Source organism: Croceitalea vernalis (assembly GCF_031846405.1).
GTDB classification, from domain to species: Bacteria; Bacteroidota; Bacteroidia; order Flavobacteriales; family Flavobacteriaceae; genus Croceitalea; species Croceitalea vernalis.
The window spans coordinates 361,871-381,346 of sequence record NZ_JAVRHU010000003.1 but is presented as its reverse complement, the minus strand read 5'-3'; the positions used below and the strand labels follow the sequence as shown (position 1 = coordinate 381,346).

Annotated in this window: 19 protein-coding genes; 14 read left to right on the top strand and 5 right to left on the bottom strand. The window is 34.1% G+C overall.

Annotated features, from left to right (window positions below):
- The 12 genes from ykgO (at position 1) to ctlX (ending at position 10,916) form a co-directional block, all read left to right on the top strand.
- Positions 1 to 117, top strand: a complete 117-nt coding sequence (gene ykgO / locus RM520_RS12110) for a type B 50S ribosomal protein L36 (protein ID WP_010519235.1) — start codon at positions 1 to 3, stop codon at positions 115 to 117.
- A 2-nt stretch (positions 118 to 119) separates the two neighbouring features.
- Positions 120 to 494 carry a 30S ribosomal protein S13 gene (rpsM, locus tag RM520_RS12105; RefSeq protein WP_311385942.1) on the top strand — a complete coding sequence of 125 codons (375 nt, stop codon included), beginning with the start codon at positions 120 to 122 and terminating at the stop codon, positions 492 to 494.
- Positions 495 to 602: 108 nt separating this feature from the next.
- On the top strand, positions 603 to 995 hold the full coding sequence (gene rpsK, locus RM520_RS12100; protein WP_311385941.1) for a 30S ribosomal protein S11: 393 nt from the start codon (positions 603 to 605) through the stop codon (positions 993 to 995).
- Between the two features lie 105 nt (positions 996 to 1,100).
- Positions 1,101 to 1,706, top strand: coding sequence for a 30S ribosomal protein S4 (gene rpsD, locus RM520_RS12095; RefSeq protein WP_311385940.1), 606 nt, complete (start codon positions 1,101 to 1,103; stop codon positions 1,704 to 1,706).
- Positions 1,707 to 1,725: 19 nt separating this feature from the next.
- Complete coding sequence (locus RM520_RS12090; protein ID WP_311385939.1) at positions 1,726 to 2,718, top strand: DNA-directed RNA polymerase subunit alpha; 993 nt, start codon at positions 1,726 to 1,728, stop codon at positions 2,716 to 2,718.
- Between the two features lie 58 nt (positions 2,719 to 2,776).
- Positions 2,777 to 3,274 (top strand): 50S ribosomal protein L17, encoded by a 498-nt coding sequence (gene rplQ / locus RM520_RS12085; RefSeq protein ID WP_311385938.1) that lies wholly within the window; start codon positions 2,777 to 2,779, stop codon positions 3,272 to 3,274.
- An 87-nt stretch (positions 3,275 to 3,361) separates the two neighbouring features.
- Positions 3,362 to 4,474: a glutamine-hydrolyzing carbamoyl-phosphate synthase small subunit gene (gene carA / locus RM520_RS12080; protein WP_311385937.1), complete on the top strand. Its 1,113-nt coding sequence runs from the start codon at positions 3,362 to 3,364 to the stop codon at positions 4,472 to 4,474.
- A 116-nt stretch (positions 4,475 to 4,590) separates the two neighbouring features.
- Positions 4,591 to 5,883 carry a phosphopyruvate hydratase gene (eno, locus tag RM520_RS12075; protein ID WP_311385936.1) on the top strand — a complete coding sequence of 431 codons (1,293 nt, stop codon included), beginning with the start codon at positions 4,591 to 4,593 and terminating at the stop codon, positions 5,881 to 5,883.
- Between the two features lie 103 nt (positions 5,884 to 5,986).
- A complete protein-coding gene (locus tag RM520_RS12070; RefSeq protein ID WP_311385935.1) occupies positions 5,987 to 7,522 on the top strand; it encodes a glycogen synthase in 1,536 nt (511 codons plus the stop codon).
- A gap of 118 nt (positions 7,523 to 7,640) precedes the next feature.
- Positions 7,641 to 8,924: a citrate synthase gene (locus RM520_RS12065; RefSeq protein WP_311385934.1), complete on the top strand. Its 1,284-nt coding sequence runs from the start codon at positions 7,641 to 7,643 to the stop codon at positions 8,922 to 8,924.
- 84 nt (positions 8,925 to 9,008) lie between these two features.
- The gene (locus tag RM520_RS12060) at positions 9,009 to 9,923 is read left to right on the top strand and encodes a dimethylarginine dimethylaminohydrolase family protein (protein ID WP_311388188.1); all 915 of its coding nucleotides are present in this window, start codon (positions 9,009 to 9,011) and stop codon (positions 9,921 to 9,923) included.
- Positions 9,924 to 9,983: 60 nt separating this feature from the next.
- Positions 9,984 to 10,916, top strand: a complete 933-nt coding sequence (gene ctlX, locus RM520_RS12055) for a citrulline utilization hydrolase CtlX (RefSeq protein ID WP_311388187.1) — start codon at positions 9,984 to 9,986, stop codon at positions 10,914 to 10,916.
- Here the strand turns inward: ctlX and RM520_RS12050 are convergent.
- From RM520_RS12050 to RM520_RS12035, 4 genes are all read right to left on the bottom strand, one after another.
- The gene (locus RM520_RS12050) at positions 10,909 to 12,399 is read right to left on the bottom strand and encodes a peptidase associated/transthyretin-like domain-containing protein (RefSeq protein ID WP_311388186.1); all 1,491 of its coding nucleotides are present in this window, start codon (positions 12,397 to 12,399) and stop codon (positions 10,909 to 10,911) included. The genes ctlX and RM520_RS12050 overlap by 8 nt on opposite strands.
- A gap of 72 nt (positions 12,400 to 12,471) precedes the next feature.
- Positions 12,472 to 13,974, bottom strand: a complete 1,503-nt coding sequence (locus RM520_RS12045; RefSeq protein WP_311388185.1) for a peptidase associated/transthyretin-like domain-containing protein — start codon at positions 13,972 to 13,974, stop codon at positions 12,472 to 12,474.
- A 103-nt stretch (positions 13,975 to 14,077) separates the two neighbouring features.
- The gene (locus RM520_RS12040) at positions 14,078 to 15,502 is read right to left on the bottom strand and encodes an SDR family oxidoreductase (protein WP_311388184.1); all 1,425 of its coding nucleotides are present in this window, start codon (positions 15,500 to 15,502) and stop codon (positions 14,078 to 14,080) included.
- Entirely contained in the window at positions 15,499 to 15,924 is a 426-nt protein-coding gene (locus tag RM520_RS12035; protein WP_311388183.1) for a hypothetical protein, read from the bottom strand. The genes RM520_RS12040 and RM520_RS12035 overlap by 4 nt, the downstream gene beginning before the upstream one ends.
- Before the next feature lie 103 nt (positions 15,925 to 16,027).
- Between RM520_RS12035 and argS the strand changes: the two genes are divergently transcribed.
- On the top strand, positions 16,028 to 17,806 hold the full coding sequence (argS, locus tag RM520_RS12030; protein ID WP_311388182.1) for an arginine--tRNA ligase: 1,779 nt from the start codon (positions 16,028 to 16,030) through the stop codon (positions 17,804 to 17,806).
- Positions 17,807 to 17,907: 101 nt separating this feature from the next.
- Positions 17,908 to 18,612 (top strand): zinc-dependent peptidase, encoded by a 705-nt coding sequence (locus RM520_RS12025; RefSeq protein WP_311385926.1) that lies wholly within the window; start codon positions 17,908 to 17,910, stop codon positions 18,610 to 18,612.
- Between the two features lie 68 nt (positions 18,613 to 18,680).
- Here RM520_RS12025 and RM520_RS12020 read toward each other — a convergent pair whose 3' ends face one another.
- A complete protein-coding gene (locus RM520_RS12020) occupies positions 18,681 to 19,427 on the bottom strand; it encodes a bacteriorhodopsin-like (protein WP_311385925.1) in 747 nt (248 codons plus the stop codon).
- Positions 19,428 to 19,476: the final 49 nt, after the last annotated feature.

Below are 19,476 nucleotides of genomic sequence, written 5' to 3'. Positions count from 1 at the left end.
ATGAAAGTTAGAGCATCAATAAAGAAAAGAAGTGCTGACTGCAAGATTGTTCGCAGAAAAGGCAGATTATACGTAATCAACAAAAAGAATCCTAGATTTAAACAAAGACAAGGGTAATTATGGCAAGAATTGCAGGGGTAGATATCCCAAAACAAAAGCGAGGTGTAATTTCACTTACCTATATCTTCGGAATTGGTAGAAGTCGTGCTAAAGAAATATTGACAGTTGCCGGTGTTAGTGAAGACACAAAGGTCTCTGATTGGAACGATGATGAAATTGGTAAGATACGAGACGCTGTAGCGTCATATACTATTGAAGGTGAACTTCGTTCAGAAACTCAGTTGAACATTAAGCGATTAATGGATATTGGTTGTTACAGAGGAATTCGTCATAGAACAGGGTTACCATTAAGAGGTCAAAGAACTAAGAATAACTCTAGGACTAGAAAAGGGAAACGTAAGACAGTTGCTAACAAGAAGAAGGCAACTAAATAATAATTAAGATTATAGTATTTAGTCTTTAGACGTTGGAAGGAATCTGTTTGAAATTATAAAGGTTTAGGATTCTAGCGACTATCAACTAACAACTAAACACTAGAAGTTATGGCAAAAGCAAGTACAAAAACGGCAAAAAAGCGTAAAGTAGTAGTTGATTCGAATGGAGAAGCTCATATTACTGCTTCGTTTAATAATATCATCATTTCTTTGACAAATAAAAAAGGAGATGTAATTTCTTGGTCTTCAGCAGGAAAGCTGGGCTTTAGAGGTTCAAAAAAGAATACTCCTTATGCTGCTCAAGTTGCAGCGGAAGATTGTGCAAAAGTTGCGCATGAAGCCGGTCTAAGAAAAGTAAAGGTCTATGTTAAAGGACCAGGTAATGGTCGTGAGTCGGCTATTAGAGCTATTCACAATTCAGGTATTGAGGTAACTGAGATTATCGATGTTACACCAATGCCACATAATGGATGTAGACCTCCAAAAAGAAGAAGAGTATAATTTTAAATAATGGTTCGCCAAAAGGCGAATTTTCACCTGAAGGTGTACTGAAGATTATCGAAGGATAAGCCTTAATTCATAATCACACTTTCATAAACTTAGAAAATGGCAAGATATACAGGACCAAAATCAAAAATCGCTCGTAAGTTCGGCGAAGCAATTTTCGGAGACGATAAAGCCTTTGAAAAAAAGAATTACCCTCCAGGACAACACGGTAATAACCGTCGTAGAGGTAAAAAGTCTGAATATGCTATCCAATTAATGGAGAAGCAAAAGGCGAAATATACTTATGGTATTTTAGAAAAACAGTTTAGAAACTTGTTTGCAGCTGCTAAAAGAAAAGAAGGCGTTGCTGGTGAAGTTCTTTTACAGTTATGTGAATCTCGTCTAGACAATGTGGTATATAGAATGGGTCTTTCTCCAACAAGAAGTGGAGCAAGACAATTAGTTTCTCATAGACACATCACAGTTAATGGTAATTTGGTAAATATTCCATCTTATTCTTTAAAAGCTGGTGACGTAGTAGGTGTGCGTGAGAAATCTAAGTCTGTTCAAGCGATTAACGACTCTATTGCAAATAATAGCAGTGTGTATGAATGGATTACATGGAATAACGAAAAGAAGGAGGGTACTTTTGTTGCCATTCCTGAAAGGTTACAAATTCCTGAGAACATTAAAGAGCAGTTAATCGTCGAGTTATATTCTAAATAAAAACAACACTAATCCAATTATGGCATTACTTAATTTTCAGAAGCCCGATAAAGTTATAATGATAGACTCGACAGATTTCGAGGGAAAATTTGAATTTCGTCCCTTGGAACCTGGCTATGGATTGACTGTTGGGAACGCATTACGTAGAGTACTACTTTCTTCATTAGAAGGTTTTGCAATTACATCGGTTAGAATTGACGGTGTTGAACACGAGTTTTCAGTTATTCCTGGCGTGGTCGAAGACGTTACCGAAATGATACTTAATTTAAAACAAGTTCGTTTCAAAAGACAAATTGATGATGTTGAAAGTGAAACTGTTTCTGTTTCTGTAAGCGGAAAAGAGCAGTTAACTGCAGGTGATTTCCAAAAGTTTATATCAGGATACCAAGTATTAAATCCTGATTTGGTTATTTGTAATATGGATCCTAAAGTTTCGGTAAACCTTGAGGTTATAATCGAAAAAGGTCGAGGTTATGTTCCTGCTGAAGAAAATAAAAAATCAAACGCTCCCATTGGAAGTATTGCAGTTGATTCTGTCTACACGCCAGTAAAGAACGTTAAGTATAGTATTGAGAACTTTAGAGTTGAGCAAAAAACTGATTACGAAAAATTAGTTTTTGAAATCGTTACAGACGGTTCTATTCATCCAAAAGATGCTTTAACCGAAGCGGCTAAAGTTTTAATTCACCACTTTATGTTATTCTCAGATGAGCGTATCACTCTTGAAGCTGATGAAATTGCTCAAACTGAGACTTATGATGAAGAGTCTTTGCACATGAGACAGCTATTGAAAACCAAATTGGTTGATATGGATTTATCAGTACGTGCATTGAATTGTTTGAAAGCTGCTGAAGTAGACACCTTAGGTGATTTGGTTTCTTTCAACAAAAATGATTTGATGAAGTTTAGAAACTTTGGTAAGAAATCATTAACTGAATTGGAAGAATTGGTTATCAACAAAGGACTTCAATTTGGAATGGATTTAGCCAAGTATAAATTAGATAAAGATTAATTAATCATATTTTGCTCCTCGAAAAGCGAGTTTAGTAGCAAGATGATAAAACATTACAATGAGACACGGAAAGAAATTTAATCATTTAGGAAGAACAGCTGCTCATAGAAAGGCGATGTTAGCTAATATGGCATGTTCACTAATTGAGCATAAAAGAATCAATACTACTGTTGCTAAGGCCAAAGCTTTAAAACAGTTTGTTGAACCGTTAATTACAAAATCTAAAGCTGAAAACAATAAAACTGCTGACAAAGGAACTCACAATCGTAGAATCGTTTTTAGTAGTTTAAGAAACAAGCATGCAGTAACTGAACTTTTCGGTGAGGTTGCTGACAAGATTGGAGACAGACCTGGCGGTTACACTAGAATTATCAAGTTAGGAAACAGACTTGGTGATAATGCTGATATGGCGATGATCGAACTAGTTGATTTCAATGAGCTGTATAATGCAGATAAGCCAGCTAAGAAAACAACACGTCGAAGTAGACGAGGTGGGACTAAAAAAGTAGAGACAGCCCCAGTCGCTGAAACTAAGGTTGATGACTCAGAAGAATAGTATGTTAATTACTAGTTGAAAATAGATTGAAGGATACGTTAAAACGTATCCTTTTTTTATGTTTTTTTGTGAAATTTTATTTTGGAAATGAAGTATCAAATAAGAAAGAAGGCACTAGTCCTATTAGAAGATGGAACAATCTTTTATGGTAAGGCCGTTGGAGAAAGAGAAGGATCAGCTTTTGGAGAAGTATGTTTCAATACTGGAATGACCGGGTATCAAGAAATTTTTACAGACCCTTCTTATTATGGTCAATTAATGGTGGCTACCAATGCACATATTGGAAATTATGGCACCAATGCTGAAGAAGTGGAATCTGATTCCATTAAAATAGCTGGTTTGATTGTCAAGAACTTTAGTTATAACTATTCTCGACCAAGTGCAGATTTGAGTCTTCTCGAATTTTTGGAAAATAATAATTTAATTGCAATATCAGATGTTGACACTCGTGCTTTAGTAAGTTATATTAGAGATAATGGGGCAATGAATGCAGTAATATCTACAAGAGTAGACGAAATTGAAGCCTTAAAAACAGAATTGAAGCAAGTGCCAAGTATGAAAGGTTTAGAACTCGCTTCTAAAGTTTCAACCAAAGAACCATACGTATATGGCGATGAAAATGCTGACTTTAAGATTTCGGCTTTAGATATTGGTATAAAAAAGAACATCTTGAGAAATCTCGCAAAACGCGGGGCTTGTATTAAAGTTTTTCCATTTGATGCTACAAAGGCACAAATGGCAGAATGGAACCCAGATGGTTATTTTATTTCCAATGGTCCTGGTGATCCGGAACCACTAACCGCTGCAATAGCGACTACTAAAGAAATACTAAAATTAAATAAACCAATGTTTGGTATATGTTTAGGGCACCAAGTATTGGCATTAGCCAATGGTGTTTCCACCTACAAAATGCACAACGGGCACCGTGGTATCAACCACCCTATTTTGAACTTACTAACTGGTAAAGGTGAAATCACTTCTCAAAATCATGGGTTTGCAGTAAATAGGGAAGAAGCAGAGGCTCATCCAGATTTAGAAATAACCCACACACACTTAAACGACCAAACAGTAGCAGGAATCAAGATGAAATATAAGAATGTGTTTTCTGTTCAGTATCATCCAGAAGCAAGCCCTGGACCACATGATGCAGATTATCTTTTTGATGAATTCTTTGAAGCTATCAAAGCAAGCGCTAACTAAAACGTTATAGTTTATCTTTTAGTTATTTTTCTAGGTTTTATGGATGATTTCATGAACTTAAAAAGGCATGCTTTTGTATCTTCGTCGAATTAATTTTCAACCGTAAATAAGTAAATATGAGCATTATTATTAATATTCATGCAAGGCAAATTTTAGATTCAAGAGGAAATCCAACTGTTGAAGTTGATGTAGTTACGGAAAGTGGTGTTTTAGGTCGTGCTGCTGTTCCATCTGGCGCTTCAACTGGTGAGCATGAAGCTGTAGAACTTCGTGATGGTGGAGATTCATTCATGGGTAAAGGAGTAGGTAAGGCAGTAAATAATGTAAACTCTATTATAGCAGAAGAACTTGTAGGTGTTTCAGTATTTGAACAAAATTATATTGACCAAACCATGATTGATTTAGATGGTACTCCAAACAAATCAAAACTAGGTGCTAACGCAATTTTAGGAGTTTCTTTGGCAGTTGCCAAAGCGGCAGCTGAGGAATTAGCAATGCCTTTGTATCGTTATGTAGGTGGAGTAAGCGCAAATACTTTACCTGTTCCAATGATGAATATAATTAACGGAGGTTCACATTCAGATGCTCCAATCGCTTTTCAAGAATTTATGGTTATGCCAGTCAAGGCAAAAGATTTTAGCCATGCGATGCAAATGGGAACTGAAATTTTTCATAACCTTAAAAAGGTTTTACATGATAGAGGTTTAAGCACTGCAGTAGGTGATGAAGGTGGTTTTGCTCCTAATTTAGCTGGTGGTACTGAAGATGCTCTTGACACGATTGCTAAAGCTGTTGATAAAGCAGGTTATAAATTGGGCGATGATATCATGATAGCATTAGATTGCGCTGCGGCGGAATTTTATGTTGATGGAAAATATGATTATACGAAATTTGAAGGAGAAAAGGGTCAAGTGCGCACATCAGAAGAACAAGCGCAATATCTTGCTGATTTATGCGAAAAATATCCTATAATTTCTGTTGAAGATGGAATGGACGAAAATGACTGGGATGGTTGGAAATTATTGACTGAAAAAGTTGGTAATAAGGTTCAACTTGTTGGAGATGATTTATTTGTTACTAATGTCGAAAGACTCAGTCGAGGAATCGAAAATGGTATAGCTAATTCAATTTTGATTAAAGTTAATCAAATAGGTACATTAACGGAGACAATATCTGCAGTTAATATGGCGAAAAATGCAGGATACACTTCAGTAATGTCTCATCGTTCAGGAGAAACTGAAGATAATACTATTGCAGATTTGGCAGTTGCACTTAACACTGGTCAAATAAAGACAGGTTCTGCTTCTCGTAGTGACCGTATGGCAAAGTATAATCAGTTATTACGAATTGAAGAAGAACTAGGTGGTGTTGCGTATTATCCACAAGAAAAAGCCTTTAAGATTAAATAATACATAACTTTTTTTTAGCATAGAAAAGAGCCTTTCTTTAATTAGAAAGGCTTTTTTTTGCGCTGTTTTAAACGTATATTATTAGTCTTAAATATTGTTTTTAATGAATAACTTTTTATTTGCAGCCGCAGAAAATGATGCAATTGCCTATTGTAAGGCTGGAGGTATGGGCGATGTGGTAAGAGATGTGCCAAGGCAAATAGCTGAAAAAGGCGATGTTACGCATATTGTTGTTCCTTCTTATGGTAGACTACATCAAAAAGGAATCCTGGTAACAACTTTAAATTTTGAACTTAGAGGCTTAACCTATACGGCAGAATTATATGAAGTTGTACCTAAAAAAACAATCAAAAATATTCATCACTATGTCATTCATCATCCCGAAATAGAAGCTGGTGGTATTGCACATATTTATCACGATGACCCTGAAGAACCGTTTTTTACTGACGCAATAAAATATTTTATTTTTTGCACAGCTGTTGCTGAGGCTGTAAAACGCAATGCTTTCGGCGAATTAGATGTGATTCATCTTCATGATTGGCATTCTAGTTTATTACTTTTTTTAAGAGAGTACGATTTGGCATATGAAAATCTAAAAAAAATTAGGTTCATTTATAGTATTCATAATCTTGCAATTCAAGGTATTCGTCCTTTTGAAGATAATTATTCCTCATTAGACAATTGGTTTCCTCATATTAGGTATGATCGAGAAAGTCTACAAGACTATAGATACACTGATTGTATAAACCTTATGGCGGTTGGTATTCGTTTTGCAGACGCCGTTCACACCGTTTCTCCATCATACAAAAAAGACGTAATGTTACCTAGTTCACCACCTGAATTTATTGGAGGAGAAGGCTTAGAGTTAGATTTACAATTAGCTAATAAAGAAAAAAGGTTGTTTGGTATTCTGAATGGTTGTAATTATAAAAATATAAATGTAGAGGTAAAAGGGCAGATTTATCGCAATACTGTAAAAGCACTTTTTAGATGGCTTCAAGAAGAATCAAAAAAGTATAAGGCTGACTTTTTAGCTCATACTGGAGAGAAAACTATGAATTATGTCGGCAATAGGCCTAAGTTTATTGTATCTAGTGTAGCTCGTTTAACGGAACAAAAATTTTACTTTTTTAAACGCTCTCCAGAGGCATTTGTGGCAATTTTGAATAAGCTTGAGAAAGTTGATGGTATTTTTATGTTATTAGGCACAGGTGCGCCTGAATATGAAGAACTATTTAGAAACATGAGTTATAAGCATAAGAACTTCATCTTTACGAACGGCCAATCCGAAAGTCTTATTGACTCAATGTATCTAGAGTCAGATCTGTATTTTATGCCAAGTCTTTTTGAACCATGTGGTATTAGTCAAATGCTTTCAATGCGCAATGGAAACCCTTGTTTAGTTCATCATACGGGTGGATTAATAGATACTGTAAAACATATGAAAACTGGTTTCGGGTTTGATGGTAAAACCTATGATGAAAAGATTGCAAATATGCTGACATCATTCGATGTGGCTTTAGACATATTTGTTAATGATAAACCTACTTGGAATAAAATTCAATCAAACGCAAAAAAGGCAAGGTTCACCTGGGAAAAATCTGTGAAGAAGTACTACGACTTATTGTATAAATTGTAGGTTATTTTCACTTATGTTTCAATTTTGTTAAGAATAATCCAATATTGTATTTTAAATTGTTAATACCTTTCATTTTTCGTAAATTTGCATTCCTATTTTTAAAATACAATTGAAATAAATGTCCGATACTGCAACGTTAGAATTTGAAGGAAAAAAATATGAATTCCCAGTAATTAAGGGAACAGAAGGTGAGTTGGCAATTGATATTAAAACACTCCGTGCCGAAAGTGGGATTGTGACTATTGACCCAGGATATAAAAATACTGGTTCCTGTGAAAGTGCTATAACCTTTTTAGACGGTGAGAAAGGAATTCTACGTTATCGTGGCTATTCCATAGAAGAATTAGCTGAAAAAGCAGATTTTCTTGAAGTAGCGTATTTATTGATTTTTGGGGAGTTACCCAATAAGGAACAATTGGAGACTTTTCATAATGATATTAAAGAAGAATCTCAAGTAGATGAAGAAATGAAAAAGATTTTGGATGGTTTTCCAAAGTCCGCCCACCCAATGGGTGTTTTATCTTCTTTAACTAGTGCTTTGGTTGCTTTTAATCCAGTTTCTGTTGATATATCTTCAGAAAAAGCAATGTACCATTCAATTGTAAGAATTTTAGCGAAGTTTCCTGTTTTAGTAGCTTGGGCCCAACGAAAGAAAAAGGGGTTACCATTAGATTATGGAGATGATACTTTGGGTTATGTGGAGAACATTCATAAAATGATGTTCAAAAAACCTAATCAAGAATACAAAAAGAATCCAATTGTAATAGAGGCTCTTGATAAATTATTGATTTTACATGCGGATCACGAACAAAATTGTTCTACTTCAACTGTTAGAATAGTTGGATCATCTCATGCCGGGTTATTCGCTTCTTTATCTGCAGGTATTTCTGCTTTATGGGGTCCTTTGCATGGTGGTGCTAATCAAGCGGTTTTAGAAATGCTTGAGGCAATTGAAGCTGATGGAGGAGATACCAAGAAATATATGGCCAAGGCCAAAGATAAAAACGACCCATTCAGATTGATGGGCTTTGGACATAGAGTATATAAGAATTTTGACCCGCGAGCAAAAATTATTAAGAAATCTGCAGACGAGGTTTTGAGTAGTTTAGGCATTGAAGACCCGATTCTAGAGATTGCTAAAGGACTTGAAAAAGAGGCTTTGGAAGATGAATACTTTGTAAAACGTAAGTTATATCCTAACGTTGATTTTTACTCTGGTATTATTTATAGAGCTTTAGGCATACCTACTGAAATGTTTACCGTAATGTTTGCATTAGGACGATTGCCTGGATGGATTGCTCAATGGAGAGAAATGCGATTGAAAGGTGAACCTATTGGTAGACCAAGACAGATATATACAGGTGAAAATCTGCGCTCTTTTGTCGAAGTTGATAAAAGGTAGATTGCTACCTTAATAAAAAACAAAAAGCTCTTTTAGTTCACTGAAAGGGCTTTTTTTGGATATAATATTTAAGTAATTAAAAATATGCATCAATTAAATATTAAAAATGAAACTGCAAGATTAAGGGTTGTTGTGTTAGGTACTGCTGAAAGTTGTGGTCCTGTACCTAAACTTGAAGAAGCCTACGACCCAAAATCATTAGAGCATATATTGGCTGGCACATATCCTTTAGAGTCAGATATGATAGAAGAGATGAATGCTTTTGTCAAAGCTCTAGAAAAACATAATGTTCAAGTTTTTAGACCTTCTGTATTAAAAAATTGCAATCAGATTTTTTCTAGAGATATAGCATTTGTTATAGATGATGTTTTGATTCATGCGAATATTTTACCTGATAGAGAAGAAGAGTTTCAGGCCATTAAACATGTTGTTGACCAAATAAGTCCAGATAAAATTATTTATCCACCTGAAGAGGTTCATGTTGAAGGAGGTGATGTAATGCCATGGAATGAATATATTTTTGTTGGAACTTACACAGGGAAAGATTACCCAGATTATATAACTGCTAGAACCAATAAAGAAGCAGTTGAATTTTTAAAAGCTCAGTTTCCAAATAAAAAAATAAAGTCTTTTGAGCTTAGAAAATCAAATACTAATGCAAAAGAGAATGCCTTGCATTTAGATTGTTGTTTTCAACCTATCGGTAATAATAAGGCGATTTTACATAAGAATGGTTTTTTGATTGATGAAGAATATCAATGGCTAGTAGAGTATTTTGGCGAGGAAAATATATTCGAGATATCGTCAGAAGAGATGTATCAGATGTTTAGTAATGTTTTTTCTATCTCACCTCAGGTGGTAGTATCGGAAAAAAACTTTACAAGACTCAATAATTGGTTGAGAGAACAAGGATTTACTGTCGAAGAAATTCCGTATGCAGAAATTGCCAAACAAGAAGGACTGCTTCGTTGCAGTACATTACCATTAATTAGAGAATAAAACCTAAACCAAATTGTAGTTTTTAAATATATCAGAAGTTCAATAAACCCTACTATAAGAATGCAAATCACCAATACAATTTTAATGATTCGTCCTGTGGCTTTTCGTATGAATGAGCAGACTGCCGTGAACAATTATTTTCAAGAAGAATTAGAGATAACTAACACGTCTATAAACCTAAAGGCCCAAAATGAGTTTGATGATTTTGTTGAAATTTTGCGTAAGCGTGGTGTTAATGTAATTGTGGTAGATGATAAATTAGAAACCGATACTCCTGACTCAATTTTCCCAAATAATTGGGTTTCTTTTCATGAAAGTGGAACCGTTGTGGTTTATCCTATGTTCGCTGAGAATAGAAGAAGAGAACGTCGTGAGGACATATTTGATATTCTTGAAGAAAATGGTTTTCGTATTGATAATATTGTTGATTATACTTCTGCAGAAGAAGAAGGCTTCTTTTTAGAGGGTACAGGCAGTATCTTAAAAGATAGAGTTAATCAAAAGGCCTATTGCGCCTTATCAGAAAGAGCGCACGAAGAATTGTTTATAGAGTTCTGTGAAGATTTTAATTCTTTTCCAGTAATCTTTACTGCTAATCAAACTGTTGAGGGCAAACGATTGCCCATTTATCATACCAATGTAATGATGGCCATGGCACAGACTTTTGCCGTAATTTGTTTAGACACTATTGATGATAAGAAAGAACGTAAAAATGTTGTTGATCATTTAAAACAAGCCAAGAAAGAAATTATTACCATTAGTGAAGCACAAATGCACCAATTTGCAGGTAACATGCTTCAAGTTATTGGTGCACAAGAAAAACGATTTATGGTCATGAGTTCTGCTGCTTATTATTCTTTACGAAAAGACCAAATAAATGCTATTGAAAAACATTGTGAAATAATCCATAGTACCTTAGAAACAATTGAAACATGTGGCGGAGGTAGTGCGAGATGTATGATGGCTGAGGTATTTTTACCAAAAGCTAATTAGTCGAAGTTGCTTCAAAAGATTTGATTGCTTCGTTTGGTTCTATTATAGTATGACCCTCCCAGAAATTGGGTTCGTATTTAGATAAGTAAGTTAATTCAGTAGTTGAATTATCAGGCAGTTTGTTAAATGCCGCTTCACTAGACCCTTTTCTTTCAAAAGCGACCCACTCGAACGTGTGTTCATTTTTAGAGGTGTAGTAAAGCTCTAATACTATTTCATTTTGTTGGCGTCTGCCTTTTGTGTTTTTGTTCTTCTCTACAATTTTTAAAGGGCGTTCAGCATTTAAGTACTGATTATGACTCAATTTGGAGAAAGTAAGTTCATATTTACCATTATTCATTTTAGAGTATACCGCTACTCCTTTATAGAGTGTTTCTTCATAATGTACTCCCAATAATTTTAAAGGTTTTATAGGTTTCTCGTTAGTATATTCTATTCTTGTCAAGGCAAAATCATCAGTATTTATATAGAGCTTACCGTTAAGTGCTGCATACTTTTTTGGAGCGAAAGAAATAATATATTGACGATTATTCTCGCTCGTTTTAATGGTGTTTTGAAGAGTGAAGATGTAACGGTTTGACTTGCTAATTACATCTAAACGTGATTTTTTACCAAAAACCTGGGTTTCAATTAGCCTTAAACGTTCCTTTCTCTTACTTATAAAATTGCGTTGGGTAAGTTTTTTTAATTCAATATCATTCTTACCATCTTTCAAAATTGAATTAGGCCCATTATTAAACTGATATTTTGATGATATCGGACCTGTTTTAATCTTAAAATAAGAGTCTGATTTAGTATGTTTTTTAATAATGTTTTCTAATCGCCCTCCAAGAGCTTCAAAAGTTGCTTGATTTTCTAAATCATATAATTCAGCGGCCTTTGTTACAATCAGTTTTATACTGTCTTGTTTTTTATAGAGTTCTCCAAGAGTTTCAGTGTGGTATTCTGATTTTTTTGGCAAGGCCTTGGTAATACTATCTAGCAAAAGCTGATTTATTCTGTCAATACTTGATGAAACAAGTTTTAATTCAGCCCTTTCGATTTTATCATTGGTTGACTGCCTTAGAAAAAATCGTTTTTGAACAGGAAGAGTTTGATAATTGTCAGGTACCTGAATTTTCATACGTTCCACAATTTCTTCTGCTGTGAGACCTTGGCCGACTAATTCGACACCAACTAATTCTAGTGATTTTGCATGCAGTTGTAGGGTGTCTTTAGCTAATTCTGAATAGGTGAAAGCACTTTTACCGTAACCCATACAAGAAACATAAACTGAGTCTAAAGGCGCTACCGTTCTACCTAAATGAAAACTAAACTCACCGTTTTCATTTGTAATAGTACCCAAGTCATCACCGTATTGAACTGTGGCATAGGGGATTGAGTATTTAGTTTCGGAGTCAATAATAGTTGCAGAATAGCGCTGAGCGCATAAAGAAAAGCAGCTTAATAAAAACAAGAAAATAAATTGCTTTCTTAAATTCATGAATAACAATTAGGGAATTGCTATTCTATAACTCATTTTTTTTAAAAAACTTGTGTAGAAAGTACTATAAATTTACTTGCTTTCAGTTACGGTAAACTCTCTGATAGCCTGATTTGGCTCCATGATATTATAACCTTTCCAAAAATCTGGATCATACCTAGCTAGATAAGTAGCTTTTACACGTTTATTTTCTTTGAATGCATCAAATTGTGAGGGTTCAATTAATTCATTTTCAAAAATTACTAGTTCCCATTTATTGGTGTTTGTCATTCTAAAGTCGATATTTAGCTTTAATTCGTTTTGCTTTCTTCGGCCTTTAACGTTTTTGTTTTTTTCAATTATATCTAAAGGACGATCAATTCTAAACCAACGACCAAATGTAAAGTCCACAAATTTGAGGTCATAACTGCCGTTAGATAATTTTGAAAATTGCATTGATCCTTTATAAATTATTTCTCTGTAGAAAATACCCAGTAACCTAAAATTTCTTAGGTTTTTAAGATTTTCAAAATCGACTCGCATTACCGCGAAATCTTCAATATTAATAAAAAGACGTCCACGAAAATCTGCACCGCCTTTTGGTTCAAAATCAATAATATAAACTCCTTGTTCCTCAATGTCAGAGTATCCAACTAATTCGAAATTATATTTTCTGTATTTGTCTACCACATTTAATTTGGTGTCTTCTTGATGATATAGTTCACCTAATAATTCATCGAAAATATATTTTTGGCTATCTATTAAATTTGAAACGGTATCATTTTCCATTTCCCTTTCAATTTGTGCTGCTTCTTCGGCTTCAAAATCAGACATGATAGAATCTACTTGGACTTTCTCACTGAAAATTCCAGATTTAATCTTTAAATAAGAATCTGTTTTTATGTTGTTTTCAAAGATGTTTTTCATTTTTTTACTAAAATCTTCAAATGAAGCAACATCTTTTTTGTCATAAAGTTCAGCCGCTTTTAAAATGTCAATTTTGTTTTTAGAATCATTTGTGTAAAAGTCTCCAAGACTTTCGGTGTAATGGTATGAATATTTTGGAATAGCTGCGCTTAGGCTATCAACAAAGGTTTTATCAAGTTCTTCAATAGAAGACTTTTCGAAGCCAAAATCAACTTTTTGAATGTTGCCAAAAACAGACTGACGTAAGAAAAACCTTTGTTTAATTGGAGCTTTATTTACATTTTTTGGTAATCCCTCAATCATTTTTTCTATAATTTCATTAGCGCCAAGTTCTTTGTCAAATAAGTAGACTCCGCTTAATTCAATTGCTTTTGGAGTTATGAAAAGAATACTATCATTAAGTTGGTCTAAGGTGAAACCTGTTTGTAGATAACCCATACTAGAGATATAAATAGAATCTAAAGGTGTGGTATCTTCATTCAGGGTAAAACTAAATTTACCTTCCTCATTAGTTATTACTCCTTGGTTTTCACCATACTGTATAGTGGCATATGGAATAGCTTTTTTGGTTTTTCCATCAACAATTTTAGAACTAAATGTTTGTGCTGAAACTATGTGAAAAGAAAAAAAAAGGATAATGAAAATAATTGATTGAAATTTGAAGGTCATATGATGTTTTTGATGATGATTACTTATAAAGAAAACGCATATTTTATTGATAGGGTTGCCTAACCCATGACGATTTATGTAAATATTTGTTTCATGGCTATATTTATGTTTTGGCAATATTTCTAATCATGCCTCCAAAAATAAACCAATGAAATGGTAAAATACTATACCAATATAGTCGTCCTCTCAGCCCCTTTGGCCTAAAAGTTGCAGTTTGATGCAAAACATTGTCTTTGTCAATTTTGAATTCTAGCCAAGCTTCTCCTGGTAGTTTCATTTCGGCAAATAATAGTAAACGTTTACCTGTTTTATCAGCTAAAAGAACTCTCCAAAAATCAAGAGCATCACCAGGAAATATTTTATCTGCGTTAGTTCTACCTCGCCTTAGTCCTGGACCACCATTAAGTTTATCTAAAAAACCTCTAATTTTCCAAAGCCAATTACCATAATACCAGCCAGTTGCACCTCCAATGCTCCAAATATTATTTAAAACATGTTGAGGTTTTTCAACTTTTATTTTTTTCTCATCTTTTAAAACCCCAAATTTTGGAACTTGAACATATTTTTCAAGGTTTTGGTCTAACTGCCCACTTACGACACTATCCTTCCAACTGCTTATTACAAGGTTTTGTTCAATTTTTTTAAAGGCCATCGCAATTGCTTCCTCATAGGTGTGGGTTTTAATATTTAGTAATTGTTGAAGTTTATTATCTCGGGCTACAACTTCCATTTTCATACTAGAAACTAGATTCATTGCCAGTTTATAAGAAGTTGACGTAACAAAATACAACCAGTATGAAGAGAGTTTAGGCGTCATGATTGGTACTGTATATATCCAGTTTTTAAAGCCACGTACCTTGGCGTATTTGTGTAACATTTGTTTATAGGTAAGAATATCAGGTCCTCCAATATCATAGGACTCACCATAGGTTTTGGAGTTGCCTAGAACACCTGTTAAGAATTTAATCACATCACGTATGGCTATGGGTTGAGATTTAGTCAAAACCCATTTAGGAGTTATCATAAAAGGTAATTTTTCGCATAAATCACGTATGATTTCAAATGAAGAGCTTCCTGACCCAACAATAATGCCCGCACGCAAAACCGATAAGTTAAAATGGCCTTTATACAATATGTCTTCGACATTTTTTCGAGAAGATAGGTGTTTGGAAAGTTTCTCATCATTGACTATACCACTGAGATAAATCACCTGCTTTAAATTGCATTTTTCAACCCATTTGTTAAAGTTTTTTGCGGCTTGAGCCTCTTTTTTATCAAAATCGGTTAGTGAAGATGTCATTGAATGTATCAGGTAGTAGGCGTAATCAATATCAGCAGGCATATTATTTTCTTGAGAAGTATCTAGAAAATCAATTTCAATAACCTCTACTCTTTTACGGGTTTTAATATCTATTGATAATCGTTTTTCGTCTCTTACGGCACAAACTACATTGTGACCAGCGTCTAATAATTGTGGTAATAAGCGCATGCCAATATAGCCATTTGCTCCTGTTAGTAGAATTTTCATAAATCTTCTATTGAAGTTGGAGCGTTATCTGCTTTATAATCTAACAGTTTTCTAAAGAATTTTTGAATGGCTTTTGTGTCAGACTTTACCTTGATAAAATAGCTGTCTTTATAAATGGAGTAAATCGCAAAATCACCTTTATAAATGGTCAATTTGTAAAAGGGGATTACAAGAGCGTAGGATTCGAGAAGGGAACGAAATCCGACGATAATTCCTTTCGGTCTTATTTCTATGTTGCAGATATTAGCATTATTATCTAAAATCAATAAGTTTCTGATTTCAACACTTGTTTCTTTAATTTCTAATTTGGGTGAGCCAATACCTCCTAGCTTAAATCTTTCTTTAAGAGTGAATGGTTTACCAACTTCATTATCAATCTTTGAAGTTATTTTTTTGTCGTTGTACGAAACATTTAAAAGCATAATTAAAATTAATGAAATACAACTCTTTATTACTTTCAACACTCTTAATCTTATCTAAAAAGGTTAAAATAACGTAGTTTTGCTCCTTGAAAATTACATTTTAATGGCGTTAGAGCAGATATTAGAAGAGCAGGTAAAAGAAGCAGTTGTTTCATTGTTTGATACTGAACTACCTTCGGTTGAATTTCAGCCTACTCGAAAAGACTTTGAAGGTGATGTCACTATTGTAGTTTTTCCAATGTTAAGAGTAATTAAGGGTAACCCGGTTCAAATTGGAACTCAGCTTGGCGAATATCTTAAAACCAACGTTAGTCAAGTTTCAGATTTTAATGTCGTTAAAGGGTTTTTGAATTTAGTTATAGCCGATAGCTATTACTTGGATTTTTTCACAAATATTGTTGCTTCTACAGATTATGGGTACGCTAAGCCCGATTCTAAAGACGCCATAATGGTGGAGTATTCTTCTCCAAACACCAATAAACCACTGCATTTAGGTCATATAAGAAATAACCTTTTAGGATATTCTGTAGCTGAAATTTTGAAAGCTGCAGGTCATAAGGTCTATAAAACCCAAATCATTAATGATCGTGGTATTCATATTTGCAAAAGTATGTTGGCTTGGCAAAAGTTCGGAGGTGGTGAAACCCCAGAGTCTTCAGGATTGAAAGGTGACCATTTAGTAGGTAAATATTATGTGGCTTTTGATAAAGCATATAAAGGTCAAGTTCAAGATTTAGTTGCCAAAGGTAGAGAGAAAGATGCTGCAGAGAAAGAAGCTCCCATACTAGTTGAAGCTCAACAAATGCTAAGAAAGTGGGAGGCCGGTGACGATGAAGTGGTTTCACTATGGAGAAAAATGAATGGATGGGTCTATGCTGGTTTTGATATTACTTATAAAAATATGGGAGTTGATTTTGATCAGCTGTATTATGAAAGTGATACTTATCTTCTAGGCCGTGATGTTGTTAAAAATGGACTGGAAAAAGGAATCTTTTTTAAAAAAGAAGATGGAAGCGTTTGGATTGATTTGACAGATGAAGGATTAGACGAAAAAATTGTATTGAGATCTGATGGAACAGCTGTTTACATGACACAGGATATTGGAACCGCAATTCAACGTGTTACTGATTTTTCTGATATAAATGGTATGGTTTATACTGTTGGTAACGAGCAAGATTATCATTTTAAAGTACTTTTTTTAATACTAAAGAAGTTAGGTTATTCATGGGCTGAAAAGCTATATCATTTAAGTTATGGAATGGTTGATTTACCATCTGGTAAAATGAAAAGTCGAGAAGGAACAGTAGTTGATGCGGATGATTTAATGGAAAATATGACCGCTACTGCCGCTTCAATTTCACAAGAATTAGGAAAGTTAGAAGGGTATTCAAACAAAGAAAAAGAAGCACTTTACAAAACAATCGGCTTGGGGGCTTTAAAATATTACATTCTTAAAGTTGACCCTAAGAAACGAATTCTTTTTAACCCAGAAGAGTCTGTAGATTTTCAAGGAAACACAGGGCCTTTTATTCAATACACCTATGCACGTATTCAATCAATACTGCGCAAGGCTGAAACAATTAATTCTGATTCCATAGGTTCATCTTTGACACTTCATGAAAAAGAAAAGGAATTATTAAAACAAGTCCAACAATTTCCAAATGTAGTGCAATTAGCTGCTGAGAATTATAGTCCGGCAATTGTGGCTAATTATACATACGATTTAGTAAAAGAATTTAATTCATTCTACCAACAAGTTTCAATTCTAGGTGAGCTTGATGATCAAAAGAAGAATTTTAGAATTTGTTTATCTAAAAAAGTAGGAGAAATTATTCAAAATGCATTTTATTTATTAGGTGTTGAAGTACCAGAGCGTATGTAATTTTGGAAGATTCGGAAATTAACATATTTGCACTGGGCTTTCTCTTTTTCATAGTTGTGTACTTTCTATACTTAATTTATTATGCAATTGGGTTATACGATTTGAATCCTTTTTTAAGACCGTTGCCTTTAAAATCATATGAGAAACGACTTCTTGAGAAACACATACCAAGCCTCAAGTATTTAAGTGTTAGTAAAAAAGAAAAATTTTACAAAAGGGTAGCTTGGTTTAAAACTAAAAAAACTTTTTCTTTTAAGTCTGAAGTGGTTAATAGGGAAGAAATAATTCTTTTGATAAGTGCAGCTGGTATGCTACTTACCTTGGGGTTTCGGAGTTATAAATTCATAAGAACAATTCGTAGAATTGTGATTCATCCTACGGATTATTATTCAAGGTTTAATAAACAATACCATTTAGGTGAGTATAATCCAGGAATGAAAGCTCTTGCTTTTGCAGCTGATACCTTAACGGAAGGGTTTGAAGACGCCTCAGATAATTTGAATTTAGCGATTCATGAGTTCGCTCATGCTCTTTATTTTGAAACTACGGGTAAAAGTTCGTGGGAAGCACTTCGTTTTCAATGGGGTTTTAGAAAATTAAAAACTATTCATTCGGATGAGAAACTCATGAGTAAACTGCTTAAAGACGATTATTTTAGAACTTATGCCAGTGCTAATTCTTTTGAATTTTTAGCAGTGATTTCCGAGCATTTTGTTGAAACACCAAGAGATTTGAAAAGCAGAAACCATAGTCTTTATAATGTTTTAGAGAAAATGTACAACATTAGTTTTTTAAAAGGTAGCTAGGTTTTTATAATACAAAAGCCCCAACTTACGTCGGGGCTTTCATTTAGTAACCAACTAAAAATATAGAATTAGTCATTATTACGGGCTGCAACGGCTGCGCCATAAACTACAAGACCAAATCCTATTTTGTTAATAGCATCACCTATATTGTAAATAACATCCATGTTAAGGCCTAAGTTTGCTACCCCATCATACCAGCCTTCAGTACCTGCCATATAACCGAGTGGGTAAATCGCCCAACCAACTAGTACAAACCAGCATAGTGTTTTATGAGCTTTTAAAACTGCTCCACCAGCTGATTCAGCTAATTTTTTAGCACCGCCAAACCAAATTTCATATACAATATAGAAATAAGCTATACCAGAGAAAAGACCCCAAACTGCTGGACCTGAACCTGTAGTGTATACTGCTTCACCAAAGTACCCTGTTACAAGCATAACAACCGAAGCCGCAATTAATCTCCACATTAAGGATTTTTTAGCACCTGCAACCTTCAATATAAGGTAGAACTCAACGCACATTAATGGAACTGTAAGTACCCAATCAACATAACGGAAAAAAGTAGGAGATTCACCAACTCCAGCCCAATAGTCTCTCATGTACCAGTAGTGCACTGCTGCGATAAATGTAATTAAACCAGAAACTAAAATTGAGGTTTTCCATTTTTTATCAAAATCATTCATTGATAAAAAGAAAAAGGCAGAAGCTGCCATCATTGCCATACATCCAACAAAGAATGTGAAACCAACATAATCGTCAGTCGCGATTTTTGAAACATCAGCCCAAAGAGGCATACTTAATAAAAACGTTTTCATATAAATAAGAGTTAATTAATTTTGTTTAAGATAAAAGTAATAATAATTA

Excerpts from the sequence above, each read along its gene's own strand:
- ykgO (WP_010519235.1), top strand. The coding sequence starts at position 1 with ATGAAAGTTAGAGCATCAATAAAGAAAAGAAGTGCTGACTGCAAGATT.
- rpsM (WP_311385942.1), top strand. The coding sequence starts at position 120 with ATGGCAAGAATTGCAGGGGTAGATATCCCAAAACAAAAGCGAGGTGTA.
- rpsK (WP_311385941.1), top strand. The coding sequence starts at position 603 with ATGGCAAAAGCAAGTACAAAAACGGCAAAAAAGCGTAAAGTAGTAGTT.
- rpsD (WP_311385940.1), top strand. The coding sequence starts at position 1,101 with ATGGCAAGATATACAGGACCAAAATCAAAAATCGCTCGTAAGTTCGGC.
- RM520_RS12090 (WP_311385939.1), top strand. The coding sequence starts at position 1,726 with ATGGCATTACTTAATTTTCAGAAGCCCGATAAAGTTATAATGATAGAC.
- rplQ (WP_311385938.1), top strand. The coding sequence starts at position 2,777 with ATGAGACACGGAAAGAAATTTAATCATTTAGGAAGAACAGCTGCTCAT.
- carA (WP_311385937.1), top strand. The coding sequence starts at position 3,362 with ATGAAGTATCAAATAAGAAAGAAGGCACTAGTCCTATTAGAAGATGGA.
- eno (WP_311385936.1), top strand. The coding sequence starts at position 4,591 with ATGAGCATTATTATTAATATTCATGCAAGGCAAATTTTAGATTCAAGA.
- RM520_RS12070 (WP_311385935.1), top strand. The coding sequence starts at position 5,987 with ATGAATAACTTTTTATTTGCAGCCGCAGAAAATGATGCAATTGCCTAT.
- RM520_RS12065 (WP_311385934.1), top strand. The coding sequence starts at position 7,641 with ATGTCCGATACTGCAACGTTAGAATTTGAAGGAAAAAAATATGAATTC.
- RM520_RS12060 (WP_311388188.1), top strand. The coding sequence starts at position 9,009 with ATGCATCAATTAAATATTAAAAATGAAACTGCAAGATTAAGGGTTGTT.
- ctlX (WP_311388187.1), top strand. The coding sequence starts at position 9,984 with ATGCAAATCACCAATACAATTTTAATGATTCGTCCTGTGGCTTTTCGT.
- RM520_RS12050 (WP_311388186.1), bottom strand. The coding sequence starts at position 12,399 with ATGAATTTAAGAAAGCAATTTATTTTCTTGTTTTTATTAAGCTGCTTT.
- RM520_RS12045 (WP_311388185.1), bottom strand. The coding sequence starts at position 13,974 with ATGACCTTCAAATTTCAATCAATTATTTTCATTATCCTTTTTTTTTCT.
- RM520_RS12040 (WP_311388184.1), bottom strand. The coding sequence starts at position 15,502 with ATGAAAATTCTACTAACAGGAGCAAATGGCTATATTGGCATGCGCTTA.
- RM520_RS12035 (WP_311388183.1), bottom strand. The coding sequence starts at position 15,924 with ATGCTTTTAAATGTTTCGTACAACGACAAAAAAATAACTTCAAAGATT.
- argS (WP_311388182.1), top strand. The coding sequence starts at position 16,028 with ATGGCGTTAGAGCAGATATTAGAAGAGCAGGTAAAAGAAGCAGTTGTT.
- RM520_RS12020 (WP_311385925.1), bottom strand. The coding sequence starts at position 19,427 with ATGAAAACGTTTTTATTAAGTATGCCTCTTTGGGCTGATGTTTCAAAA.